General features: G+C 70.3%; 21 protein-coding genes. 14 read left to right on the plus strand and 7 right to left on the minus strand.

Annotated features, from left to right (window positions below; translation table 11 throughout):
- Positions 1 to 12 precede the first annotated feature (12 nt).
- On the plus strand, positions 13 to 687 hold the full coding sequence (locus CJEDD_RS02945; RefSeq protein ID WP_042406427.1) for an SOS response-associated peptidase: 675 nt from the start codon (positions 13 to 15) through the stop codon (positions 685 to 687).
- Here the strand turns inward: CJEDD_RS02945 and ybaK are convergent.
- Positions 684 to 1,148, minus strand: a complete 465-nt coding sequence (gene ybaK, locus CJEDD_RS02950) for a Cys-tRNA(Pro) deacylase (protein ID WP_042406425.1) — start codon at positions 1,146 to 1,148, stop codon at positions 684 to 686. The two genes, CJEDD_RS02945 and ybaK, sit on opposite strands and share 4 nt — an antisense overlap.
- Positions 1,149 to 1,193: 45 nt before the next feature.
- Between ybaK and CJEDD_RS02955 the strand changes: the two genes are divergently transcribed.
- The 3 genes from CJEDD_RS02955 to CJEDD_RS02965 all read left to right on the plus strand — a co-directional run bounded on the left by CJEDD_RS02955 (position 1,194) and on the right by CJEDD_RS02965 (position 4,129).
- On the plus strand, positions 1,194 to 1,853 hold the full coding sequence (locus CJEDD_RS02955) for a sigma-70 family RNA polymerase sigma factor (RefSeq protein WP_042406424.1): 660 nt from the start codon (positions 1,194 to 1,196) through the stop codon (positions 1,851 to 1,853).
- On the plus strand, positions 1,853 to 2,176 hold the full coding sequence (locus CJEDD_RS02960) for a hypothetical protein (protein WP_042406422.1): 324 nt from the start codon (positions 1,853 to 1,855) through the stop codon (positions 2,174 to 2,176). The genes CJEDD_RS02955 and CJEDD_RS02960 overlap by 1 nt, the downstream gene beginning before the upstream one ends.
- A gap of 579 nt (positions 2,177 to 2,755) precedes the next feature.
- Positions 2,756 to 4,129: a hypothetical protein gene (locus CJEDD_RS02965; protein WP_042406419.1), complete on the plus strand. Its 1,374-nt coding sequence runs from the start codon at positions 2,756 to 2,758 to the stop codon at positions 4,127 to 4,129.
- 80 nt (positions 4,130 to 4,209) lie between these two features.
- Here CJEDD_RS02965 and CJEDD_RS12315 read toward each other — a convergent pair whose 3' ends face one another.
- Both CJEDD_RS12315 and CJEDD_RS02970 read right to left on the minus strand, forming a co-directional pair.
- Complete coding sequence (locus CJEDD_RS12315; protein ID WP_100227335.1) at positions 4,210 to 4,284, minus strand: 50S ribosomal protein bL37; 75 nt, start codon at positions 4,282 to 4,284, stop codon at positions 4,210 to 4,212.
- 71 nt (positions 4,285 to 4,355) lie between these two features.
- Entirely contained in the window at positions 4,356 to 4,619 is a 264-nt protein-coding gene (locus CJEDD_RS02970; RefSeq protein WP_042406416.1) for a WhiB family transcriptional regulator, read from the minus strand.
- 487 nt (positions 4,620 to 5,106) lie between these two features.
- Between CJEDD_RS02970 and CJEDD_RS02975 the strand changes: the two genes are divergently transcribed.
- On the plus strand, positions 5,107 to 5,613 hold the full coding sequence (locus tag CJEDD_RS02975; protein WP_232297693.1) for a hypothetical protein: 507 nt from the start codon (positions 5,107 to 5,109) through the stop codon (positions 5,611 to 5,613).
- Between the two features lie 15 nt (positions 5,614 to 5,628).
- Here the strand turns inward: CJEDD_RS02975 and CJEDD_RS02980 are convergent, their stop codons facing one another.
- Positions 5,629 to 6,840 carry an Rv3212 family protein gene (locus tag CJEDD_RS02980; RefSeq protein WP_042406415.1) on the minus strand — a complete coding sequence of 404 codons (1,212 nt, stop codon included), beginning with the start codon at positions 6,838 to 6,840 and terminating at the stop codon, positions 5,629 to 5,631.
- Positions 6,837 to 8,147: a DEAD/DEAH box helicase gene (locus CJEDD_RS02985; protein WP_042406414.1), complete on the minus strand. Its 1,311-nt coding sequence runs from the start codon at positions 8,145 to 8,147 to the stop codon at positions 6,837 to 6,839. The genes CJEDD_RS02980 and CJEDD_RS02985 overlap by 4 nt, the downstream gene beginning before the upstream one ends.
- A gap of 89 nt (positions 8,148 to 8,236) precedes the next feature.
- Here CJEDD_RS02985 and CJEDD_RS02990 point away from each other — a divergent pair, with 89 nt between their 5' ends.
- From CJEDD_RS02990 to CJEDD_RS03025, 8 genes are read left to right on the plus strand one after another with little or no spacing between them, the layout of a single operon-like run.
- Positions 8,237 to 8,461 carry a DUF3107 domain-containing protein gene (locus CJEDD_RS02990; protein ID WP_042406412.1) on the plus strand — a complete coding sequence of 75 codons (225 nt, stop codon included), beginning with the start codon at positions 8,237 to 8,239 and terminating at the stop codon, positions 8,459 to 8,461.
- Positions 8,462 to 8,472: 11 nt separating this feature from the next.
- Positions 8,473 to 9,579 carry a DUF3152 domain-containing protein gene (locus CJEDD_RS02995; RefSeq protein ID WP_081764508.1) on the plus strand — a complete coding sequence of 369 codons (1,107 nt, stop codon included), beginning with the start codon at positions 8,473 to 8,475 and terminating at the stop codon, positions 9,577 to 9,579.
- Positions 9,580 to 9,592: 13 nt separating this feature from the next.
- Complete coding sequence (locus tag CJEDD_RS03000) at positions 9,593 to 10,318, plus strand: hypothetical protein (RefSeq protein WP_042406436.1); 726 nt, start codon at positions 9,593 to 9,595, stop codon at positions 10,316 to 10,318.
- Positions 10,319 to 10,336: 18 nt separating this feature from the next.
- Positions 10,337 to 13,420, plus strand: coding sequence for an ATP-dependent DNA helicase (locus tag CJEDD_RS03005; RefSeq protein WP_042406411.1), 3,084 nt, complete (start codon positions 10,337 to 10,339; stop codon positions 13,418 to 13,420).
- The gene (locus CJEDD_RS03010; RefSeq protein WP_273657608.1) at positions 13,413 to 16,724 is read left to right on the plus strand and encodes an ATP-dependent helicase; all 3,312 of its coding nucleotides are present in this window, start codon (positions 13,413 to 13,415) and stop codon (positions 16,722 to 16,724) included. The genes CJEDD_RS03005 and CJEDD_RS03010 overlap by 8 nt, the downstream gene beginning before the upstream one ends.
- Positions 16,725 to 16,780: 56 nt before the next feature.
- Positions 16,781 to 17,851 carry a potassium channel family protein gene (locus CJEDD_RS03015; RefSeq protein ID WP_420536341.1) on the plus strand — a complete coding sequence of 357 codons (1,071 nt, stop codon included), beginning with the start codon at positions 16,781 to 16,783 and terminating at the stop codon, positions 17,849 to 17,851.
- Between the two features lie 4 nt (positions 17,852 to 17,855).
- Positions 17,856 to 18,611: an NAD(+) diphosphatase gene (locus CJEDD_RS03020; protein ID WP_042408329.1), complete on the plus strand. Its 756-nt coding sequence runs from the start codon at positions 17,856 to 17,858 to the stop codon at positions 18,609 to 18,611.
- The gene (locus tag CJEDD_RS03025) at positions 18,602 to 20,650 is read left to right on the plus strand and encodes an ATP-dependent DNA helicase UvrD2 (protein WP_042408327.1); all 2,049 of its coding nucleotides are present in this window, start codon (positions 18,602 to 18,604) and stop codon (positions 20,648 to 20,650) included. Before CJEDD_RS03020 ends, CJEDD_RS03025 begins: the two co-directional genes overlap by 10 nt.
- Here the strand turns inward: CJEDD_RS03025 and CJEDD_RS03030 are convergent.
- The gene (locus tag CJEDD_RS03030; RefSeq protein ID WP_042408324.1) at positions 20,647 to 21,486 is read right to left on the minus strand and encodes a hypothetical protein; all 840 of its coding nucleotides are present in this window, start codon (positions 21,484 to 21,486) and stop codon (positions 20,647 to 20,649) included. The genes CJEDD_RS03025 and CJEDD_RS03030 overlap by 4 nt on opposite strands.
- A gap of 36 nt (positions 21,487 to 21,522) precedes the next feature.
- Between CJEDD_RS03030 and CJEDD_RS03035 the strand changes: the two genes are divergently transcribed.
- Entirely contained in the window at positions 21,523 to 22,041 is a 519-nt protein-coding gene (locus tag CJEDD_RS03035; protein ID WP_232297737.1) for a M48 metallopeptidase family protein, read from the plus strand.
- Positions 22,042 to 22,082: 41 nt separating this feature from the next.
- Here the strand turns inward: CJEDD_RS03035 and CJEDD_RS03040 are convergent, their stop codons facing one another.
- Positions 22,083 to 23,519, minus strand: a complete 1,437-nt coding sequence (locus tag CJEDD_RS03040) for a zinc-dependent metalloprotease (protein ID WP_042408320.1) — start codon at positions 23,517 to 23,519, stop codon at positions 22,083 to 22,085.
- Positions 23,520 to 23,576 lie beyond the last annotated feature (57 nt).

The following is a 23,576-nucleotide window of genomic DNA, read 5'->3' on the forward strand; positions in this document are numbered from 1 at the left end:
AATAATGGAGCCATGTGTGGACGATTCGTGCTTTTCACTTCCGGTGACGACCTGCTCGCCGAGGTCGGCTCCTTGCCCGGCGTCGCCGCGGTCGAGGCGCCGGACGGCACCCCGCCGCCGCGCTACAACATCGCGCCGACGCAGCAGGTGCCGCTCATCAGGATCGAGGGGGAGCAGGCGCGTATCGACGCCGCCCGGTGGGGCCTCCTGCCCTCCTGGAAGAAGGACGACTCGGGCCCGCCGCTGTTCAACGCGCGCGGCGAGACCGTGGCGGAGAAGCCCTCGTTCCGCAGCGCGTTCAAGGCGCGGCGTGGGCTCATGGTGCTCGACGGCTACTACGAGTGGCAGCAGCGCGAGTCCGGCAAGCAGCCGTACTTCGTGCGCGCGGACGAGGGGATGCTCTACGCCGCCGCGCTGTGGGAGACGGGGTGCGACCGCGTCTCCGCGACCATGGTGACCACCGAGGCCGCCGAGAACATGGCGTGGCTACACCACCGCCTCCCGCTCTTCCTCCTGCCCGACGAGGTGCGGCAGTGGGTCGACGGCTCCCCGGAGGAGGCGCTCGAGCTCGTGCACCCGTCGCGGGTGGCGCAGCGGCTCGTGTGGAACGAGGCGGCGCAGGAAGTTGGCGGCGTGCGCAACGACTACGCCGAGCTCATGGGAGACGCTGTGGGAATGGGACGCTAGGGCGCGCTGATCTCGGCGAACTGCGCTCCCGCCAGGCTGGCGAGGTCGCCGGGCGCGAGCCGGAGCGAGAGCCCCCGCTGGCCGGCCGAGACGGTGACGGCGGGCAGGTCGGCCACGGAGGCGTCGATAAGCGTGGGCAGCTGCTGAAGGGTGCCGAGCGGCGAGATGCCGCCGACGACGTAGCCGGTGGCGCGCTGGGCCTTGGCGGGGTCCGCCATCTCGGCGCGCTTCCAGCCGAGCGCCTTCGCCGCCGCCTTGAGGGAGAGGTGGCCCGCGACGGGCACGCAGCACACGGCGAGGTCGCGCTCGTGCGCGATGACCAGCGTCTTGAGCACCGCGGCTGGGTCGAGTCCGAGCTCCGTGGCGGAATGCTCGCCAAAGTGGTCCTGGCTGGGGGCGTAGGTGAGTACCTCGTGGGGCACGCCCTGGGCGGCGGTGAGTGCGCGGGTTTTGTCGGCCATGGGGACAGGGTAGCGGGGTGGTGGTGTGGCCCTACAATGGCTGCCATGCCCGAAACCGAGCTCGACCCCGCCGACGCAGGCGCCGACCTGAAGTCGCGCTTCACCGAGGAAGCGATGCCACTGCTGGACCAGCTGTACGGCGGAGCGCTGCGCATGACCCGCAACCCGCAGGACGCCGAGGACCTCGTGCAGGAGACCTATTTAAAGGCGTACAAGGCGTTCGACAGCTTCAAGCCGGGGACCAACCTCAAGGCGTGGCTGTACCGGATTATGACGAACACGTACATCAACAACTACCGCAAGAAGCAGCGCCGCCCGCTGGTGACCTCCGCGGACGAGGTGACGGACAGCCAGCTGTACACGTCGAGCTCGCACGATTCCACCGGCCTCGAATCCGCCGAGGTGGAGGCGCTGAAGTCCATGCCGAACTCGCAGATCTCGGACGCGCTCAACGCGCTCAACGAGGACTACCGCATGGTGGTGTACTACGCCGACGTGGAGGGCCTGTCGTACAAGGAAATCGCCGACGTCATGGACATTCCCATGGGCACGGTGATGAGCCGGCTGCACCGGGGAAGAAAGCAACTGCGGGAGATGTTGAAGGACGTGGCACACGAACGGGGCATCGGCCTCGACCACGCCGACGGGGCAGCCGCTGCGGCGGCGAAACCGGAGGCTACAACGCAGGACGCGAAGGAGAAGTAATGTCCGCTGGACACGACCACCCGGGCGGCCACGGTTGCGCCGATACGCACCGCCTGTTGTGCGAGCTTTTCAACCCGGAGACCCCGGCGCAGCGCCGCGCGGAGATTAAGGAGGACATCGCCTCCTGCCCCGAATGCTTAGCGGTCGCGCAGTCGGAGAGCGACGTGCGCGCGATCGTGCGCGACTGCTGCGCATCGACCCGGGCGCCGGAGCCGCTGCGCCAGCGCATCATCACCTCGATCAGCTCCACCACCGTCTCCTACGCGGATGCGTCCGCGCAGACGACCTATACGGAGACGGTGACGCGGGTGCGTTACCAGTAGCGTTCGCCACCGCCCGCCCCGCCCGCACCACGCCCGGTGCGGGCTTTTTGCTGCCCGAAACGGGCCTGCAGCGCCGCGTTTGTCGACGCGTTCCGCGACGGGCGGCGAGCGGGGGTAATTTGCGGGGGTAGAGGGGGTTGACGTTCCGTTGAACAATCCGCAATCCGTTGAACATTCCGCGTGAGGGGCGAGGGTCAAGCGCGAGGCTGTTCGTTTCTGAGCCATTATAAGTGTGTATAACCAACGGTTAGTGCAGGTCGCGGCGGGGGTTGGGTCGACGTGTAAGAAATTACCTGAGAATGCATAAAATACATGAATAGTTTATTGTTCAACAAACCATCTCGCGCCGATGATGGATCGTTCAACAAAGTGGAGAGGCGTCTATTTTCTGTCGCTCGATTGGTGAACAATCGGCAGTCCAGAACGGGTGAAAACGTTGAACAATCCGGAAACTTTGTTCAACGATCCGCCCCGAAAATGCTGGCGTCTCAGTTCGGTTTACCTGCGTATACACGGTGCATAAACTCAGGGGTGTCAACAGAACAAAGCCCCGCGGGGCACAACACGAGGAGTATCGAGATGCGCGCCAACCTCCGCAACGGCATCGCAGTAGCACTCGCCGCCAGCCTTTCCCTCGCCGGTATGCACACGCCGGCTGCCGCCGATTCCGGCGCCGCCTTCGCGGAACTCGCCCCGATTCGCACGAACACGGCCGTGCTTGAGGACTCCGACCACGACGGCATCCCGGACATCTGGGAGGAGCAGGGCGTTGTCCTCTCCGACGGCACGGAGATCCCCCTGCCGGACTGGGGCGCCGACCCGCACCGCCCGGATCTGTACCTCCAGCTGAACTGGATGAAGTCCGAGTACGACACCCTCGGCTGCAACGCCCGCGCCGCCGCCGCGTGCGCCGACGCCAACAGGAAGTCCTACGCTCCGAGCGTCGAGACGCTTGAGCAGCTCGTAAAGCTCTTCGACGACCACGGCATCAACCTCCACATCGACGCGGGCGACGTGTACACGAACATCCCGAACTACGGCAAGCGCTTCGGCGGCGAGACGGTCGATTACGCGCCGGTCTACTTCGGGCCCGGCGAGCCGGAGGCGCGCAAGCTCCTCCGCAACATCGACGCCATCGGTGAGCGCCAGAACATCTTCCGCGTGGGCATCATCGGCGACCAGATGCGCCAGGACTCCATGGCCTCGGGCATCGCGCTCGTCGGCGACAACTCCTTCTACGTGTCCAACAACGCGCGGATGACGACGCAGGAGCAGCTGCGCAACACGATCCTCCACGAGTTCGGCCACACGCTCGGCCTGCGCCACTACGGCGCCGCTGACTACACGACGGACATCAAGAACACGGCGCCGATGCAGGCCGGCTACAAGTCGGCGATGAACTACAAGTACCAGTTCAGCCACTTCGACTACTCCGACCAGCCGTACTTCGCCGACACGCCGGAGGGCAAGCGCTTCGTCCCGGCCGACTGGGACGTGCTGCGCCTGGACAACAGCCGGATCGGCGCCTACGCCGAGTCCATCGGCGCCCGCGCCCACATCGAGGTCGCCGAGGTGAAGGCCGACGACATCGCGCCGGTCAAGGAGATCCCCGCTGAGGAGATCGCGGTGGCCGACGTCCCGGCCGCGGAGAAGGTCGCGGTCGAGGCTCCGGTCGAGGAGATCAAGGCTGCCAAGGCCGACAAGGCGGAGAAGGCCCCGGAGTCCTTCGGCGGCGAGCACATCGACAAGGACAAGAAGGTTGAGCAGCAGCCGGCGAAGGCTGAGGCAAAGGCCGAGAAGGCCGAGCAGGCCCAGCACAAGGTGGAGCAGGTGCAGGAGAAGGTGGCCAAGGACGCGCCCGCGGCCAAGGTGAACGTCGCGGCAATCGTCGGCTCGATCGTCGCCCTCCTCGCCATCCTCGGCGCCGGGTTCGCCTTCATGTCCATGCAGTAGGCGCACAACACAAAAGGAAGCGGGCACCTTCCCTCTGCGGAGAGGGGGAGGTGCCCGCTTCCTTTTCGCTACCGTCGCGCTTACGCGTTGGGGCGCTTGCCGCGGTTCGCGCTCTTCTTGCGACGGTCCTTGCGCTTACGACCACGCTTGCTCATGGGGGCCTCCTTGGGGTGTTGTACCGGATACAGGTGTTCTACTGTATCGCCAGTGTCAACGGAGCTGAAAATTAGGCCGACAGGCGGGCGCGGTTACGGGCGCGTGCCTTGTTGCGGCGCTTGAGGGCGCGGCGCTCCTCCTCGGACATGCCGCCCCACACGCCCGCGTCCTGGCCGGTCTCCAGCGCCCACTTCAGGCACTGGGATGTCACGGGGCAGCGGTTGCAGACGAGCTTCGCCTGTGCGATCTGGGTAAGTGCCGGGCCGGAGTTACCGACCGGGAAGAACAGTTCCGGGTCCTCGTCGCGGCAGATTGCTTCATGGCGCCAATCCATTGTGGTGACTCTCCTTTGTCAGTGTCAGTTCATCGGTGTCGGACGTGCAGCCAGACACGCGTGGTCAGAAATGCGCACCACTTGAACACCCACAGTGTGCAGGTGCGTTGCAAACGAAGTTTGATTCCTGGTTCCGGGCGGTAGTTCCCGATGGATGCGGGACCCGTCTTCCGGTTTACCGGGCGTTAACCCTGTGGTGACTTAGGGTTAAGGGCTGTGTAACCAGCCCGTTGTTTTTGCTACCGGGAAATAATGGCACGTTCACCCCGACCTCGCTAGGGTCTGCGAGCAAATTGTGACCCATTTCATAGAAATAAATGGTTGTTTGCTGGTTGCCGCGGGTGGGATTTCACCCAATGCTCCGGGCGAACATGCGCGTTGACGTGGTAAAACACGAGAATCGTGGGGGATATCCAGGGTCAAATCGGACGATTGCTCAGATCCGCGGCGTGGGGCGTGTCGGGCGAGGAGGATAGACTGCTTCGACGTGAACGACGCGAACAGGAACGAGTTGAAGAACGACGCTGCCCGGGCACGCGGGCGCGAAACCGCCAGGCCCGCCGGGGAACCGGCGCAGCCACCGGCTGTGCTGCGCTACGGCGCCGCCGTGGTCCTGCTGCAGTGCGCGGCGCTGTTCGCCTACGCCATCTTCCTCGTCGTGTCCCAGTTCACCAGCCACGACTCCACGCTCGAATCCGCATCGCCGGCGGCGCACTACGTCAACTTGGGCACTGCGGCGTTCCTCTTCATCGTGTTCGGCTTCGTGGGGCACGCCGCCTGGACCATCCTGCGCGGCGAGCCGCGCGCGACGGGCGCGATCGTGCTCGCCGAGGCGATCCTTATCGGGGTGTCGTTCTACATGTTCCGGGGCGGCGTGCCGCTGCTCGGGGCGGCGACGCTGCTATCCGCGGTGCTCGCGCTCGTCGGCATCTTCCACCCGCAGTCCACCGCGTACAACGAGGCGCGCTACGCGGAGCGCAAGGCGCGTCGTTAAGCGCAGGCCCGTCTTCTAGACGTTGGCCTTGAGGACGACGACCTCGTCCCCGCGCTTTTCCACGATGTTCGCCCCCGCGGAGGCGATGTGGACGGGCCCGGAGTAACTGCCCCGATCCACCGGAATGATCCGGTCCACCGCGTTCTTGTCCCAGTCGACGACCGCGATGCCGCCGTCGGACGCGTACATCAGCTTGTCGCCCGCCGAAAAGCCGGTGCCCAGGGCGCCCTGAAACACCCCGGTCACCCCGAGGGCGGCCGGCTCCATGAGCAGCAGCGAACCGTTCTGCCAGTACGTCATGTGGTGGGGCAGGTCCGCGACCGGGAGGTTGTGGATGATCCCGTCCGCGCCGAGCTCCGGGTTCTCCATGGCGGGCACGGAGGAGGAGCTGATGCTGTTGCCGTCCTGGTTGTAGCCGCGCACCTCCGAGGTCTCCGGGTCGTAGATGGCCGCGGCGTCCTGAGAAATGGCCACGAGGTACGCGTCCGGGCTGATGGAGATGTTCGCCAAGATCTCCGGCTTGCGCGAGTCCTCCGGCGTCGCCTTCTGCAGGCGCAGGTACGAGCCGTCGTTGCACGTCTCGGTCACCGCGACGAGCTCGGTGCGGGTCAGCGCGGAGGTGATGGTGCACTCGTTCGGTTGCATGTCCGGCTCCTGCTTCGCCTCGACGCGGCCGTACTCGACCGTGCGCACGAGGTCGGAGCGCCACACCTCGAGCCGGTCCGACGCGGCGTAGCCGACGCGGTCATTGGAGGCGAGGCGCACCACGTCATCCGGCGCGATCGCGGAACGGGTGCCCGCGTACTGGCCCGTCTTCGCGTCGATGGCGACGACGTCGCCGCAGCCGGCGTGGTTGCGGTAGACCGCCACCACCTTGTCCCAGGCCTGCTCCACCAGGCAGAGGTCGTTCGGGCGCTTATACGTCCACGCCGTCTCGCCGTCGGGCGTCGTCGCGGTGATGGTGTGGTCGTTGTACGTGATGATGAGGCCGTTGGCCACGAGCGGCTGGTCGCGCCCGGAGGTGTCCGGCAGCGTGAAGCCCTCGCTCACGGAGGACGGCACGACCGCGAGCTGGCCGTAGTCCTCGTGTGCTTCGGCGGACGGCGAGAGGTGGGCGCTACGCACCGGTGCGGTGACAAACGCCGTGCCAAGCAGCAGGGTGGAAACGCCTGCGATCACTGCGGTGGCGATGAGGTCGCCGCGGGTGCGGCGCAGTGGCTTATTCAACGCCGTTTCCTTCCTTTCAGCTGTAGAGAGCGTGCTCCGAGCACTTTACGCGGGCTGCCCACGCGGCCCGACGCCGAGTCCGGGATGGCGAGCGCCGCGAACATGTCCGGGGAGGTGGAGAACCACTCGGGCAGCGCCCCGGTGCCGAGGGCGAGCTCGTCGTCGATGGCCTCCCACTTGCGTGTTTCGTCGTACCCGACGAGCGTGATCGCCGTGCCGGTGCGGCCGGCGCGCCCCGTCCTGCCGATGCGGTGGACGTAGGTCATCGGGTCGTCCGGCGTCTGGAAGTTGATCACGTGGGTGACGTCGTCGACGTCGATGCCGCGCGCCGCGACGTCGGTGGCCACGAGGATCTCGGCGGTATCGCCGCGGAACGCGTCGAGCGCCGACTCGCGGGAGCTCTGGCCGAGGTCGCCGTGCACGGCCGCGACGGAGAACCCGCGCGCCGCGAGATCGTCCGCCAGCTCGGCCGCAGAGCGTTTCGTGCGCGCGAAGATGATCGTCTTCTCGCGGCCTTCCGCCTGGAGGATCCGCGCCACGACCTCGGGCTTATCCATCTTGTGCGACTTGAACGCCACCTGCCGCGTCGTCGCGTGGGTCTGCGCCGCGTCGTCCGCCTCGGCGCGGATGTGCACGGGCTTGAGCATCTTCTCCCGGGCGAGGGCGAGGATGGGCCCGGGCATCGTCGCGGAGAACAGCATCGTTTGCGCCCGCGTATCGACGTGGGACCAGAGGGCCTCAATGTCCGGGAGGAAGCCCATGTCGAGCATCTCGTCCGCCTCGTCGAGCACGAGGATGGCCACGTTGTCGAGGCGGAGCTCGCCCCGCTGCTCAAGGTCGAGCAGGCGCCCCGGTGTGCCCACGACGACGTCGGCGCCGCGGTGGAGCACCTCGATCTGCTCCTCGTACGGGCGGCCGCCGTAGATGGTGGCCACGCGGACCGGGGTGAGCTCGGCCGCGCGCTCGAGGTCCTCGCCGACCTGCACCGCGAGCTCGCGTGTCGGTACGACGACGAGGGCGCGGGGCGTGCCGTCGAGCTCGGCGATGTCCGCGTCGTCGAAGACGCGGTCGAGCAGCGGGACGCCGAAGCCGTAGGTCTTGCCCATCCCGGTGCGGGCCTGGCCGATAAGATCGCGCCCGCTCAGTGCGATCGGCAGCGCGAGCTCCTGGATGGCGAACGGGCGGGTGATGCCCTGGCGGGCGAGCGCGTCGGTGATCTCGACGGCGACGCCGAGGGAGGCAAACGTCGGCGCGGCGGCCTCGGAGGACGTCGCGCTGTCGTGTTCGCTCTCGGCAGGATAAGGCACGCGACCATCTTAACCGCCGGCCGTTACAATGGGCCCACTGCGAGCGGGTGAGCGCACCCGCCCCGTCGCAACAAGTAAGGACAGTGAGAATGGACATCAAGATTGGGCTCGCCGACAGCCCCCGTGAACTCGTGATCAAGCTCCCCGAGGGGCAAGACGATGTGCTCTCCACCGTGGAACAGGCGATCTCGGGTGGTCAGCCGACGCTGAAGCTCGAGGACGCCAAGGGCCAGCGCTACCTGATCCGCACCGAGCGCATCGTCTACGTGGAGCAGGGCACCGCCGCGGCCCGAACTGTCGGCTTCATGCGCTAAATTACCCATTCATGGCACAACGGCACGGCGCACACGAGCAGGGCGGCAGCCGGCGCGCCCGCCACGACGAGGGCGCGGCCCGGCGAGGCGAGGACCCCGCCGACGATTTCGGGGACTGGTTCGACAGCTGGGAGCTCGACAGGCCGGACGGGCCCGACGCCGCCACGGGGGAGAAGGGTGGCACGGATCGCGCCGGTCGTACGCCGCGCCGGCGCAGGGAGGAGCGCCCCGAGGAAGGGCGCCTCGTCGCGTTCGCTCGCGAGTACGGGTGGCGTGCCTACGCGGTGCCGGTGCTCGCCGTGATCACGGTCTTCGTGCTCATCAACATGTTCCAGAACCCCGATGACGAGGCGATCGCCCGCGTCGGGGAAACCGGCATGCAGGCAGCGCCGCCCTCTGCCGGGCAGGTGGGCCGGACGGATCCGACGCTCGAGCCGGCGAAGATCGCCGAGGGCGAGTTCGACCCGCACGACCTCCCGCCGGGCGGGCCGTACACGACAGCCGGCCAGGGCACCTTCTACGAGGTCGGCGTCCCCGGGGCGAGCGCCGGGCAGGGCACCGAAACGGTGGTGCGCTACAGCGTCGAGGTCGAGCACGGCATCGACGCCTCCGGCTACGGCGGGGACCAGTCCTTTGCCAAGATGGTCGACGCGACGCTGGCAGATCCGCGCGGGTGGATCAATGACCCGCGCTTCCGCTTCGAGCACGTCACCGACGCCGATTCCCCGACGGTGAAGATCCGCCTCACCTCGCTGGACACCACCGCCGAGCTGTGCGGCGCGGCGCTGGGCACCGAGACAAGCTGTCGGACCACGATCACGGGCGATGACACCGTGATCATCAACGAGTCGCGCTGGGTGCGCGGCGCGGTCCCGTTCCAGGGCGACATCGGCAGCTACCGCCAGTACGTGATCAACCACGAAGTCGGCCACGCCCTCGGGTTCGCCGACCATGTGCCGTGCCCCGAGCCGAACGCGCTCGCCCCGATCATGATGCAGCAGACCCTGAGCCTGAATAACGCCCAGCTCCGCGAGATGAGCCCCGAGGGGCCGTACCCGGACAACCAGGACACCTGCCGCGCCAACCCGTGGCCGTACCCGCGCCCGGCGGTGCTGTAGGCGGGTGAAAGCGATGCGTAACGCGGCGCCCGAACTGCCCGCCCACGTGCTCTCGGCCTTCCAGCTGGACGGCACCGAGGGGGAGCCGCTCGGATGGGCGTGGGGCGGCGGCACGAGGTTCGGCCGCGCGGTGGTCTCGCCCGCCAGCGCGGCGTCCGCGTGGTCCGGCAAGGTGCGCGAGAAGATCGACTCCGGCGCCGCGCTGCGCGTGGCCAGGCCGGTGCGCGCGACCGACGGCCGCCTCATCGTGGGCGGCTACACCGCCACCGAGTTCGCGGAGGGTGAGCCGAGGCAGCGTATCGACGAAGCCGTGGCCGCCGCCCTGTACTTCGACGAGGCCATGTCCCCGTTCGACCCGCCCGCGGACTACCGCGGCGAGCCCCGGGCCGAGGCCGACCGCGCGGTGTGGCGCGACGCGCCCAGCGCGCCGGGCGGAGTCGTTGCCCACCTCGATTTTCTCTCGTGCCTGCTCTTCGCGGGCGACGGGCCGGCGACGCTGACGGACATCGTCCCGTCGGCGGGTCTGCGCCCGCGCGGCTACACGGCGGCGATCGTGCTCGTCGACGGCCTGTTGGCCGGGGCGGTCGACGCGGCGGTCATCGACCGCTGGGCGCACGTCCCGTCCTTGCGCGACCTCGCGCAGCGCGCGTTGGACTACCGCGTGAACTGCGTGGATCCGGCGTATACAAACATGCGTTCGAAAATCGAGTGGGTCGGCTCGCTGCTTGTGTCGGACTGACCTGACACAATCTTGTCCATGCTCAATTCGCACCCGTCGCCGGTCCCCCCGGCGGCCCTTGAACCGAAGGCGTACCTCGTTCCCCGCCAGCGGCCGTCGGTCGCGCGGGCGTGGGACGTGGAGCTGCCCACCGCCGGCACGTGGAAGGTCACCGGCGCCCCAGGCTCTGGCGTGTCCAGCTTCCTGGTGGATACGGCGGCGGCGGTGACGCGTCGTCACGCGGAGGCGGGAGCGGGAGACCCCGGCGGAGTCCTCGTGCTCACCGATAACAAGGCGTCGGCGGCCCGGCTGCGCGCCGAGCTGTCCGAGACGCTTGCCGACACCGGCTACGTCGCAGACGAGCCGATGGTGCGCTCCGTGCACTCGCTCGCGTTCGCCATCGTGCGTAGCAGCGTGGACGAGGAGGTGCGGCTCATCTCCGGCGCGGAGCAGGACGCTGTGATCCGCCAGCTGCTGCAAGGCCACGCCGAGGACGGCACGGGCGAGTGGCCTGCGGAGCTGCGTCCCGCGCTGCCGATGGTGGGGTTCGCCCGCCAGCTGCGCGACTTCCTCCTGCGCGCGGTGGAGCGCGGCCTCGGCCCGGAGGACCTCGAGCGGCTCGGCGCCGCCCACGGCATCCCGATCTGGTCGGCCGCGGGGAGCTTCCTGCGCGAGTACCAGCAGGTGATGGCGCTGTCCGGGGCGCGGAGGCTCTCGGCCTCGGAGCTGGTGGACGCGGCGCTTCGGCTGCCGCTGCCGCGGGCGTGGCACACCGTCATCGTGGACGACGCGCAGCACCTCGCGCCCGCCTCGGCCGAGCTCGTCTCGCGCCTCATCGGTCAGGCGGACCTCGCCGTCGTGGGCGGCAGCCTCGAGCAGTCCGTCTACCACTTCCGCGGCGCGTCGCCCGCCTTCTTCCGGGGTCTCAACGGGATGGGCCACGAGGTCATCGACCTCGGGGCGACCCGGCGCACGCCGGAGCCGTCCGTGGCCATCGCACCGGACGCGGGGACGGAACTCGGGCTCGTCGCCGACACCCTGCGACGCGCCCACCTCGAGGACGGCGTCGCGTACCGGGACATGGCGGTCGTGGTCCGCTCGGCGCCGCTGCTCGAGCCCGCGCGCCGCGCGCTTTTGCGCTCCGGGGTGCCGGTGGCGATCGACCAGACGGATCTCGTGCTCAGCGAGCAGCGCATCGTCGCCTCGCTCCTGCTCGCCGTGCGGGCCCTCTACAGCGACCTCACGGCAGCCGAGTGGCGCGAGCTACTCCTCAGCCCCGTCGGCGGCACGGACCCGGTGACCCTGCGCAGGCTTATGCGAGGGCTGCGGCGGTGGAAGCCGGAGCAGCGGGCAGAGGAGACCTTGCGCGAGCTGCTCCGGGCGCCCGGCGGGCTGCCGGACTTCGGCACCGTGCTCACGGACCGGGAGCTGGGCATCCTCGCCCGCATCCGCGGCACGGTGGACGCGGGTGCGGCGGCGCTCGCGGACGGCGGCAGCGTCGAGGAGGTGCTCTGGGCGCTGTGGGAGGCAACCGGGTTGTCGAACCACCTGCTCGCCACGGCGCTGCGCGGCGGCGCCGCGGGGTCGCAGGCAGACCGCGACCTGGACTCTGTGATGGCGCTGTTCGACGCGGCCGGCGATTACACGGAGCGCCGCCCGTCGGCGGGCATCGAGTCGTTCGTGGACTCCATTACCGAGCAGGAGCTACCGAGTGGTGTGCGCGACCGGCGCAGCGCCACCCCGGACGCGGTGCGCCTGCTCACGGCGCACGGCGCGGTGGGGCGCGAGTACCGCCGGGTCATCGTCTGCGGGGTGCAGGAGATGACCTGGCCGAGCATGGGGGAGACCGGCTCGCTCTTCCGCCAGGAAGACCTCGTGGACTTCGTGGACGAGGGCGTCGACCCGGCGGTGCCGGTGTACCACGCCGGGGAGCGGCTCGCGGAGGAGCGGCGCTTGTTCACCGTCGCCACCAGCCGCGCGACGGAAAAGCTGCTCGTGACGGCGGTGGAAAACCCGGATAGCGAGGAGGCGGAGCAGCGCTCCCGCTTCGTCGAGGAGTTCTGCGCCGAACGCGACGTTGAACCCGCGCACGTGGAGCTCGCCAGCAGCCCGCAGGGCGCGGCGGGGGAGAGCGCAACCGTAACGGTGCGCGTGCTCGCGCACGACGACCTCGTCGCCGAGTTCCGCCGCGTGCTCACGGACCCCGCGAGCAGCGAGCGCGACAAGACCCAAGCCGCCCGCCAGCTGGCCAGGCTCGCCGAGGCGGGGGTGCTGGGCGCGGACCCGGAGCAGTGGTGGTCGACCACGGAGGCGTCGACACGCGAACGCGTCAAGGGCGGCCGGGCGCTCTCGCCGTCGCGGATTGAGAGCCTCCTCGAGTGCCCGATGCGGGCGGTGCTGGTGCGTATGTCCGGGCTCGACGAGACCCTGCAGATGGTGTACGGCTCGATGGCGCACGCGTACTTCGAGGCGCTCGGGCGCGGTGTCGACCCGGGCACCGCGCGGCGCGACGCGGTCGCCGCGCGCCGCGCCGCCGACGCCGCCCCGGCGTGGAAGGCGGAGCGCGACATCGCGGATTTCGAGGCGATGCTCGAGCGCACCGAGGGATGGCTCACGGCGAGCCGCTCTGCGTTTGAGCAGGTGGCGGTAGAGGCCGAGGTGGACGTCGAGGTGAGCGAGCACGCGAGCATCCGCGGGCGACTCGACCGCCTGGAGCGCGAGGAGAGTGGCGCGCTGCACATCGTGGACCTGAAAACCGGCGCGACCCCGCCGACGGCGGCGAAGACCGCCGACAACGCGCAGCTCGCGGCGTACCAGCTGGCGCTGTCGAAGGGCGTGATCGCGGGGGACAAGGTGACCACGGCGTCGGCGTCGGACACGCCCCTCGAGGTTGGCGGCGCGGTACTGGTCTACCCGGCCCCGAAGCGGGCCAAAGCGGCCACGCGGGAGCAGGCGCCGAAGACCGAGGACGAGCTCGCGGCCTTCGCGGCGGCGATCGACGGCCTGCCGGAGGAGATGCGGGGGCCGACGCTCCTCGCCACGACGGGCGACCACTGCGAGCGGTGCGAAGTGCGGGCCCTGTGCCCGGTGCAGCCGGAAGGAGCAACGATCAGTCATGGCTAACCCCAACGAACCGATGTCGCCGGTGTTACTGTCGCGCTACCTCGGCCAGCCGTACCCGCCGACGCCGCAGCAGGCGGACGTAATCGGGGCGGAGACGGGCCCGCTGCTCGTGGTGGCGGGCGCCGGAGCCGGCAAGACCGAGACCATGGCCGCGCGCGTGGTGTGGCTCGTCGCCAACGGCTACGTCCGGCCGGACGAGGTGCTCGGCCTCACCTTCACCCGGAAAGCTGCGCACGAGATGGGCAAGCGCATCCGCGACCGGCTGGGCGCGCTCGCGAGCAACACGGAGCTCATCCGCCGCCTCGACCCGTCGGGGGAGCTCGCCGAGACGCTGCAGATCATCGCGCCGACCGTGGCCACCTACGACTCCTACGCGGGCACGCTCATCCGCGAGTACGGGCTGCTCGTCCCGGTGGAGCCGGACGCCCGGCTGATCACCGACGCGGAGCTGCACGCGATTGCGACGGATGTCGTGACCAACTACGCCGGCGGGGTGATCTCCGAGTTCGGCACGAACGTCACGCTGAACACCGTGGTCGACAACGTGCTCGAGCTGTCCACGGCGATGGGCAACGAGCTCGCCGAGCCGGACTGGGTGCGCGAGCACGCCAGGGACTTCCTCGCCGAGACGGAGGCGTACCCCAAGGGGCCGCGGGCCAGGGTGGAGTTCAACCAGACGCTCACCGGGTGGCGCGCGCGCCAGGAGGAACGCATCTTGTACCTACCCCTGGTCGACGCGCTCAACGCGGAACTGCGCCGCCGCGGGGTGGTCACATTCAACGAGCAGATGTCGGTGGCGGCGAAGCTCGCGCGCGACCACGCGAGCGTGGGCGAGTCGCAGCGCGCCCGCTTCCGCGTGGTCATGCTCGACGAGTACCAGGACACCTCACACGCGCAGCGCGTGCTGCTGCGCAGCCTGTTCGGCGACGGCGCCGACCCCGGCCTAACGGTCACCGCGGTGGGCGACCCGATGCAGGCGATCTACGGGTGGCGCGGCGCGACGGCGGCGAACCTGCAGGCGTTCCCCGAGGATTTCCCGTCCTCCACCGGCCCGGCGCCGGTGAAGCAGCTCACCACCTCCTGGCGCAACCCGCCCGAGGTGCTCGCGCTCGCGAACGGGGTCTCCGACGCCATCCTCGGCACCGGCGCCGCCCGCGCCGTCGCCCCGCTCGAGGCACGCCCGGGCGCGGGCGCGGGCGACGTCACGCTTGGGTTTTTCACCGACCAGGGCGCCGAGATCGAGTTCGTCGCCGACGCGCTCGCGGAGGAATACCGCGCCGCGGAGGCGGCCGGCAGGCCGTTTTCCGCCGCCGCGCTCGTGCGCAAGAACCGCCACTCGCACCTCATTGCCGAGGCGCTGGAGGAGCGCGGCGTGCCGTACGAGATCGTGGGGCTGGCGGGACTGCTCGACGTCCCGGAGGTGGCCGACACCGTCGCGGTAGCGACGATGCTCGTGCGCCCGGATGACACCGCGGCCGCGCTGCGCATCCTCGGCGGGCCGGCGGTGGGTCTCGGCCTCGCCGACATCGACGCGCTCGCCAGCCGCGCGCGCAACCTCGCCGGCGCGCACCAGCCGCGCGAGACCGCGCCGGGCGACGCGGAGGAACGCTACGCCACGCAGCTCGCCGAACTCGTGGCGCGCGCCGCCGAGATCAGCGCGAGCACCGACCGCGCCGAAGGGCTCGCCGACGCGCTGGCGGACCTCGGCGAGCCGGAGCGCTACAGCGAAGAGGGGCTGCGGCGGATGCGCGACACCGCGGCGAAGCTGCGCTGGCTGCGCACCCACAGCCTGGGCAAGCGGCTCAGCGACCTGTTCGCGGACATCATCGACGTCTTCGGCATCCGCACCGAGGTCCTCGCGCGCGGCGGGACGGCGGGCGCCGTCCACCTCGACCGCCTGCTCGAGGAGGTCGCGGCCTATCCGGGCGCGAGCGTGGAAGGGCTGCTCAACTACTTCGACCTGGCGCGCGAGCACGAGGACGGCCTTGCCCCGGGAAACGTCACGGTGCGCGAGGATCGCGTGCAGATTCTCACCGCCCACAAGGCGAAGGGGCTCGAGTGGGACACCGTCGCGGTGCTGCACGCCGACGCGGAGACGTACAAGGCGAAGACGGAGACGTTCCTCACCCTGGTGCCCCGCCTGCCGACCGAGACGTTCGGCGACCCGGAGGTCTACGAGGTGTTCGCCGAGGTGGAGAACCGGACCGACTTTGAAAAGGCGGCCAATGCCTGGAAGCAGACGGTGGGCGACGAGCTCGCGGAGGAGACGGCGCGGCTGTTCTACGTCGCGGTCACCCGCTCGGCGCACCGCCTCATCGTCACCGGCTCGCGCTGGCGCGACGGCGCAACCAAGTCGGCGGCGCCGTACGAGCACTTCGAGAAGATGCGCACGCGTATCAGCGACGCGTGCGTTGCCACGTGGGACGACGGAGCCGACGCGGCGGAGTCCGCGGACGACGGCGACACCACCGGTCAACGCGCCGATGCGGGTGACGACCGCGGCGCCGAGGAGCAGCGCGCGGGCAGGTGGCCTAACTACGGGCCGTCCGCCGCCGATGCCGCGGCGGCCGACGCGGTACGCGAGGCGCAGCGGCAGCTGCCCGACTACGCCGCCGGCGAGCTCTACGAGCTGTGGGAGCGCGACGTCACCGCGCTCATCGAGGAGTACGAGGCGGCGCAGGCCGGCGACGTCGCCGTGGAGATGCCGGGCGAGCTGACGGCGTCGGACGTCGTCGCGCTCAAGGCGGACCCGGCACAATTCGCCCGCCGTGCGCGCCGTCCGGTGCCGTTCAAGCCCAACACCTACGCCAAGCGCGGCACCGCCTTCCACGAGTGGCTCGAGGAGTTCTACGGCGCGCGCCCACTACTCACCGAGGACGAGCTACCCGGCGGGGACGAGGCGGACGTGGACCGCGCGACGCTCGAGCGGCTGAAGCGCAACTTCGAGGCCAGCGAGTGGGCCGGGCGCACCCCCGCTTTCGTGGAGCACCCGTTCGAGCTCGCGCTCGGCAACGCCGTGGTGCGCGGGCGCATGGATGCGGTATTCGAGGACGCCGACGGCTGGGTCGTGGTGGACTGGAAGACGGGGGAGAAACCCCGGCGTGACAGGATGGAATCCGCGAAACTGCAACTGGCGGTCTACCGTGAGGCGTGGAAGCGCATCGCGGGCGACGGTAAACCGGTGCGGGCGGTGTTTTTCTACGTCCGCACGGGCGAGACTTTCGCGCCGCGGGACTTGCCGGACGCAGACCAGCTCGAGGCCCTGCTCGGGTCGACGGCGGCCGGCGAGCCGAGCGGCGAGTAAAGCAGCGAAGTGGACAGGAGCAGGCGCGGACACCGCGAGGAGGACAGCAAATGAAAATGCGGCGCATCATTTCGTGGCGCTCGGACGAATCCGACCTCGAGATCCCCGTCCACCGCCTCCTCGACGTCGTCAGCATCCCCACCGCGGTGCGTGCCACCCCGTGGTCGCTCATGGCCCGCCGCTTCGCGTACGCGCTGGCGCTCATCATCGCCATCGCGTTCGTCTCCTACCTGGACAAAGGCGGCTACTCCGAAGACCTCACCTTCATCGACGCGCTGTACTACTCGGCGGTGACGCTGTCCACCACCGGCTACGGCGACATCACGCCGGTGACGCAGTCCGCCCGCCTCGTCAACATCTTCATCATCACCCCGGCCCGCGTGGCCTTCCTCATGCTCCTCGTCGGCACGACCCTGTCCGTGCTCACCGAGGACTCCCGCAAGACGCTCCAGATCCAACAGTGGAGGAATTCCGTGCGCAACCACACTATCGTCATCGGGTACGGCACGAAAGGCCGCTCCGCGATCGACGCACTCCTCGCCGGCGGCGCGTCCCCGTCGTCCATCGTCGTCATCGACCCGGACCCGAACGCCCTCGCCGTCGCCGAGAAGCGTGGCCTGGTCACCGTCCACGGCAACGGCACGAAGTCTGACGTGCTGCGCGTCGCGGCGGTGAGCCGCGCCCGGTCCGTCATCGTCGCGCCGTCCTCGGACGACACGGCGGTGCTGATCACGCTGTCGGTCCGCGAGCTCGCCCCGAGCGCGATGATCGTGGTCAGCGTGCGCGAAAGCGAGAACCAGCACCTGCTCATGCAGTCGGGCGCGGACTCGGTGATCGTCTCCTCCGAAACCGCGGGCCGCCTGCTCGGCATCGCCACGGTCACCCCGCCGGTGGTGGAGATGATGGAAGACTTGCTCAGCCCCGACGAGGGCTTCGCCGTCTCCGAGCGCCAGATCGCGGACGACGAGGTCGGCGCGAACCCCCGCCACCTCGCCGACATCGTGCTCGGCGTCGTGCGCTCCGGCGAGCTCTACCGCATCGATTCCCCGGAGGCGGAAACCGTCGAGCCGGGCGACCGCCTGCTTTACGTGCGCATGAACGGCAGCGACGCCGCGCGCCAGGAGTAGCGCCGTGCACCTGCCCATCGACACCGCGGGCCGCTTCCCGGTCGACACCGCCGGCGAGCCGTTGCTTTACGACGTCGTCCCGCCCGCCGCCGCCCCCACCCACACCGTGCGCATCGCGCCCGGCGTGGACGCGGTTCGCATCACCGGCTGGAACGCCGAGGACCTCGCGCCGCGCACCGGCGACGCGCGCACCCACGCCGACCACCCGCTGGCGGCGCGCGCCGTCGGCCTGCTCGACGCGCGGGAGCGTACCCGCTTCGACCCGGCCGACGGGTCTGCGGTGACCTGGGGCGAGGCCGGGATCGTCGCGCGCGGGGCGTCCGGCACGCCGATCTTCCCGCGGCTCGACCCGTGCGTCATCGGCGTCGTGGAAAGCGAGGACGGCGAGCGCATCCTGCTCGCCGAGCATCGCCGCCGCCCCGGCTTTTTCACGCTCGTGGCCGGCTACGTCGACGTCGGGGAGTCCATCGAGGCCGCGTTCGCCCGCGAGGTGCTCGAGGAGACCGGGCGCCGCGTCGGGGACGTCGCCTACGTCGAGTCCCAGCCGTGGCCCGCCTCGGGCGCGCTCATGCTCGGCATGACGTCGCGCACCGCGGACGTCGACGCGCAGGCGCCGACCGGCGGGGAGCTCGCGCGCACCCGGTGGGCGAGCCGGGAGGAGCTGCCGGGGCTCGACCTCGCGGCGCACGGCACGATCGCGCGCCGGCTCATCGACCGGTGGGCAGGACACGACACACGAAAGGCGGGGACATGGCGATAGACCTCAGCGTGCTGGATGCGGACCAGCGCGTGGCCGCGGAGGCGCCGCGCGGCCCGGTATGCATCCTGGCGGGCGCCGGCACGGGCAAGACGAGGACGATCACGTACCGCATCGCGAACATGATCGACAGGGGGCAGGTCGCGCCGAACCGCGTGCTCGCCGTGACGTTCACCAAACGCGCGGCGGGGGAGATGGCGGACCGCCTGCGCTCCATGGGCATCGGCGGGGTGCAGGCGCGCACGTTCCACTCCGCCGCGATGCGCCAGCTGCAGTACTTCTGGCCCCAGATCGCCGGGGACCTGCCGTGGAAGGTCCTGGACAACAAGTTCCCGTACGTCGCCCGGGCGGCCCGCGCCGCGGGGCTGGACACGGGCAAGGACATGGTGCGCGACCTGCTTTCGGAGATCGAGTGGGCGAAGGCGAGCGTCATCGGCCCGGACGATTACGTCCAGCGGATCGGCGAGTCGCCGCGCACCCCGCCCGCCGACGTGGCGAAGGTCGCACAGGTCTACCGCCTCTACGAGGAGGCGAAGACGAACCCGGACGGGATGCTGCTCGACTTCGACGATCTGCTGCTCCACGTCGCGGGCGCGCTCGAGAACGCGCCGGCGGTGGCGGAGGAGTTCCGCGCCCAGTACCAGTCGTTCGTGGTGGACGAGTACCAGGACGTCACCCCGCTGCAGCAGCGCGTGCTCGAGGGGTGGCTGGGCACCCGCGACGACCTCACCGTCGTCGGCGACGCGAACCAGACCATCTACTCGTTCACGGGCGCGACCCCGGATTACCTGCTGAATTTCTCGCGGACGTACGGGCACGCGACCGTCGTCAAGCTGCAGCGCGACTACCGCTCGACGGTGGAGATCACGGAGCTCGCCAACACCGTCATCGGCAAGGCGAGCGGGCGCGTGGCCGGCACGCGGCTCGAGCTGCAGGGGATGCGCGGCCACGGCCCGGAGCCGCAGTTCCGCGGGTTTGACGACGAACCTTCGGAGGCCCGCGCGGTCGCGGCGGAGGTGCGCAAGCTGCTCGACAGCGGCGTGCCCGCCCGCGAGATCGCCATCCTCTACCGCATCAACGCGCAGTCCGCCGCGTTCGAAGCGGCGCTCGCGGACGAGGGGATCGTCTACCAGGTGCGCGGCGGCGAGGGGTTCTTCCAGCGCGCGGAGATCCGCGATGCCCTCGCCCAGCTCGTGCGCTCCGCGAAGCGCACGGACCTGCCGAGCGATCCCGTCGTCGTCGCGCGCGCAGCCCTCGCCCCGCTCGGTCTGACTCCCACCGAGCCGGAGGGTGCGCAGGCCCGCGAGCGCTGGCAGGCGCTCAGCGCGCTCGTGGACCTCATCGAGGAGATCGTGCGCTCCCAGGAGGCCTCGACGCTGCCGGAGGTGCTCGTCTCGCTGCGCCGGCGCGCGGACGCGAAGCAGCCGCCCGCCGTCGACGGGGTGACCCTGGCCAGCCTCCACGCCGCGAAGGGGCTCGAGTGGGACGCGGTCTTCCTCGTCGGCTTGGTGGAGAAGACGCTGCCGATCTCGCACGCGATCAAGGCGGGCGACGACCAAGTGGAGGAGGAGCGGCGACTGTTCTACGTCGGCGTCACCCGCGCCCGCGAGCACCTGCACCTGTCGTGGTCGCTCGCGCGCCAGGAGGGCGGGCACAAGAACCGGTCGCGCTCGCGCTTCCTCGACGGGCTCGTCCCGCAGCTCGACGTCGAGCAGTCGCCGCAGCGGCTCAAGCGCAACAAGCGTTGCCGCGTGTGCGGCAACCCGCTGGCCACGCCCGCGGACAAGGCGCTGGGCAGGCACGAGTCGTGCGAGCCGGGGTACGACGAGCGCGTGCTTGCGACGCTCAAGCGGTGGCGCCTCGAGGTCTCGCGCGCCGCGAACAAGCCTGCCTACGTGGTGTTCTCGGACGCCACGCTCATGTCGATCGCGGAGGCGATGCCGGCGAGCGAGGCGGAGATGCTCGACATCTCCGGCGTCGGGCCGGTGAAGGTGGAGCAGTTCGGCGCCGGGGTACTCGGCGTGCTGGCGCAGTTCCGCTAGTAGCAGCTCGGGCAGTCGGGGTGGGGCGGCAGCGTCTCCGCCCGCACCGGCACCTGGCCGTACGGGTCGACGGTGACGAGGTGCCCGGGCCCGACCGGGCCGGTGCCGACGCCGGGCGGGTCCGGCACCCCCGCGAGCTTGCGCGCCACGAGCACCGCGGCCGCGGCCCCGGCGGCGAGCGAGACCGCCTCGGTGTCGGCAGCGAGCGGGGCCCGCTCCACCACGATGTTCCAGTTCGGGTCCCGGTCGAGGTGGTAGTGGCGGGCGCAGACGGGGCACGGCCCGCCCGGCGCCGCCACGGGGCCGACGAACACGCGGGCGTCGACCTGCGTGACGGGCACGATCGCCCCGCTGCGGTTGCTGGCCAGGGCGTTCACATCGTCGAGAAGCGCGGCGCAATTCACGGCGATGAGGGGCAGGGTCGGCTCTTGGCGCAGGACGAAGCGGGCGAGCGCCTCGCCCCGCAGCGGGGCGCGCACCTCGAGGCCGGCGAGCTCGAGGCCGGTGCGCACCTGCGCGGCCAGCTCGCCGTGCCCGACGGTGAGCACGGCGGGGGAGCGCACCGGGACGAGGATGCGGTAGGAAACGAGGTCGTCGATGAGGCTGTGCGCCGCGTCGGGGCCAACCACCGAGGCGGCCGCCTCGACGGCGCGTCGCAGCGTCTTCGGCCGCGCGAGGCCCTGCAGCACGGGCACGAGCTCGCGCGCGGCGGGCGTGGTGATCATGCCGGTGCGCGTGGCGTCCGCGCCGAATTGGACGATGGTCGGCGCGCGCAGAAACGGGCGCACCCCGGGCGCGAGCCTGATCCGGTCGTGGTCGTTGAGTATCACAGTCATCTCCCCCCCCGACCGCGCATCCTACAATCGGTCGCCATGGCAGGCAGCGTGAACGAGACACCGGGCGGGATGGTGTACCGCGTGATCCGCTCCGCGCGCAGGTCGCGGACGGTGCAGGCCCGCGTCGTGGGCGGCGTCGCGGAGATCCGTATCCCGGACCGGTTCACCCCGGCGCAGGAGCGCGCGGCCGTCGAGGAGATGCTGGCGAAGCTCTCCCGGAAATCGACGTCGAGCCTGCGTAGCGACGCCGACCTCCGGTCCCGCGCCGAGACCCTCAACCGCACGGTGCTGGACGGCCGGGCCACCGTGGGGTCGATCCGCTGGGTGTCCAACCAGTCGGCCCGCTGGGGGTCGTGCACCGTGTCCACGGGGGAGATCCGCATCAGCGACCGGCTCAAGCAGGTGCCGGATTACGTGCTCGACGCGGTGGTCGTGCACGAGCTCACGCACACGTTCATCCCCGGCCACAGCGCGGAGTTCTACGCGTGGGCGGACCGGGTGCCGCACGCGGAGCGGGCGAAAGGCTACCTTGAGGCGTACCAGCGCTTCGGGTGAGCGCGCCGCTACAGCCCCGCTACAGCCCCGCTACAGCCCCGCTACAGCTCGGTGCCGTCCTGGCTGCCGTCGTCCTTGCCGTCGCCCTCTTCGCGCTTGAGCTCCGGGTTGTCACGCAGCTCCTGCTCGAGCTTGGCAAACTCGTCGTCGAGGTCGGTGTCCGGCGCGTCGTCGAGCAGCGTGTCGATGAAGGCGGCGGGGTTGTCCAGGTGCTCCGCGGTGGGCAGGAAGTCCGGGTGGTCCCACACCGCGTCGCGGCGCTGCGTACCGACGGCGTTGCCGATGCGCCGCCACAGCTCCGCCGCGTCGCGGGTGCGCGGGGCGCCGAGCTCAATGCCGACGATCGTGGAGAACGCCTGCTCCGCCGACCCGCCGGTCGCGCGGCGGCGCGCCCACGCCTCCGCGAGCTGCGGCGTCGACGGGATGCGCTCGCCGAGCGCCTCGGCGACAACGACGTCGACCCAGCCCTCCACGAGCGCGATGAGCGTCTCCAGCCGCGAGGTCGCCCCGGCGTTGCGGGAGCCGACGCGCGGCGAGAGATCCTCGCCCTGCAGGTTCTGCAGCGCGTCCTGGATCTGCTGCGGGTCCCCGCTTTCCAGGTTGAGCCCGCGCACGACCTCCTCGATGTGGGACGTGTCGATCTCCAGGCCCGCCGCGTACTCCTCCACGGAGGAGACGAGGCGCTCCACCAGCCACGGCACGTGGCGGAAGAGGCGCTGCCGGGCGGCCTCGCGCGCGGCGATGTAGACCATCACTTCCTGCCCGGGCAGGGACAGGCCCTTCGAGATCTCAGCGACGTTGCGCGGCAGCACCGCCGCGACGCCGGCGGGGGCGACGGGGAGACCGAAGTCGGAGCCGGTGAGCGCCTGCTGGGCGAGGTCGCCGAGCGCGTGGCCAAGCTTCATGCCGAACTGCATGGCGTTCATCTGGTTCACCACGCCCGCCATCGAGCCCATCATCTCGCGGGCCTCCTCCGGCATCGTCTCCAGCTGCGCGCGGTTCATGTGGTCCGCAACCGGGTTGACCAGTCGCTTCCACATCGGCATCGTCTTGGCCAGCCACTGCTCGGCGTTCCACGCCTCCGGCTTCGCCTGGCTCGCGGGCAGCGTGGTGGCGTCGTCGAGCCACAGCTCCGCGAGCCGCAGGGACTCTTCGGCCGCGCGCGTGTCAGCCTCGGACACCGCCGGGGTGCTGCCGATGCGCTGGCGCGCCATGCGCGCGGCGAGGTCGAAGTTCACCGCATCGCCTTTGTCCTGCGCGTTCATCGACGAGCCCATGCCGGAGAGCATCTGCCCGAACTGGTTGAGCATGTCGCCCAGACCGCCTTGGCCCTGGGCGCCGGACTGGCCCCCGATGTTCCCGCCGAAGCCGAATGCGGCGAACGGATTCGACGGCTCGCCGCGGCGCTCGTTGTTCTCGCGGTCGTCGCCGTCATCGTTCGAGTCGTTGGGAAAGGAAAATCCGAATCCGTGAGTCATACGCGCAAGGATACCTTCGGCCGTCGAGAGTGTGCCGGGGCGCTGCGCTAAGATCTG

The sequence above is a fragment of the Corynebacterium jeddahense genome (assembly GCF_028609865.1).
GTDB lineage: Bacteria > Actinomycetota > Actinomycetes > Mycobacteriales > Mycobacteriaceae > Corynebacterium > Corynebacterium jeddahense.

What these genes read in the sequence shown, in the direction of transcription:
- CJEDD_RS02945 (WP_042406427.1), top strand. Translation starts at nt 13, where the DNA reads ATGTGTGGACGATTCGTGCTTTTCACTTCCGGTGACGACCTGCTCGCC.
- ybaK (WP_042406425.1), bottom strand. Translation starts at nt 1,148, where the DNA reads ATGGCCGACAAAACCCGCGCACTCACCGCCGCCCAGGGCGTGCCCCAC.
- CJEDD_RS02955 (WP_042406424.1), top strand. Translation starts at nt 1,194, where the DNA reads ATGCCCGAAACCGAGCTCGACCCCGCCGACGCAGGCGCCGACCTGAAG.
- CJEDD_RS02960 (WP_042406422.1), top strand. Translation starts at nt 1,853, where the DNA reads ATGTCCGCTGGACACGACCACCCGGGCGGCCACGGTTGCGCCGATACG.
- CJEDD_RS02965 (WP_042406419.1), top strand. Translation starts at nt 2,756, where the DNA reads ATGCGCGCCAACCTCCGCAACGGCATCGCAGTAGCACTCGCCGCCAGC.
- CJEDD_RS02970 (WP_042406416.1), bottom strand. Translation starts at nt 4,619, where the DNA reads ATGGATTGGCGCCATGAAGCAATCTGCCGCGACGAGGACCCGGAACTG.
- CJEDD_RS02990 (WP_042406412.1), top strand. Translation starts at nt 8,237, where the DNA reads ATGGACATCAAGATTGGGCTCGCCGACAGCCCCCGTGAACTCGTGATC.
- CJEDD_RS02995 (WP_081764508.1), top strand. Translation starts at nt 8,473, where the DNA reads ATGGCACAACGGCACGGCGCACACGAGCAGGGCGGCAGCCGGCGCGCC.
- CJEDD_RS03000 (WP_042406436.1), top strand. Translation starts at nt 9,593, where the DNA reads ATGCGTAACGCGGCGCCCGAACTGCCCGCCCACGTGCTCTCGGCCTTC.
- CJEDD_RS03005 (WP_042406411.1), top strand. Translation starts at nt 10,337, where the DNA reads ATGCTCAATTCGCACCCGTCGCCGGTCCCCCCGGCGGCCCTTGAACCG.
- CJEDD_RS03010 (WP_273657608.1), top strand. Translation starts at nt 13,413, where the DNA reads ATGGCTAACCCCAACGAACCGATGTCGCCGGTGTTACTGTCGCGCTAC.
- CJEDD_RS03015 (WP_420536341.1), top strand. Translation starts at nt 16,781, where the DNA reads ATGCGGCGCATCATTTCGTGGCGCTCGGACGAATCCGACCTCGAGATC.
- CJEDD_RS03025 (WP_042408327.1), top strand. Translation starts at nt 18,602, where the DNA reads ATGGCGATAGACCTCAGCGTGCTGGATGCGGACCAGCGCGTGGCCGCG.
- CJEDD_RS03030 (WP_042408324.1), bottom strand. Translation starts at nt 21,486, where the DNA reads ATGACTGTGATACTCAACGACCACGACCGGATCAGGCTCGCGCCCGGG.
- CJEDD_RS03035 (WP_232297737.1), top strand. Translation starts at nt 21,523, where the DNA reads ATGGCAGGCAGCGTGAACGAGACACCGGGCGGGATGGTGTACCGCGTG.
- CJEDD_RS03040 (WP_042408320.1), bottom strand. Translation starts at nt 23,519, where the DNA reads ATGACTCACGGATTCGGATTTTCCTTTCCCAACGACTCGAACGATGAC.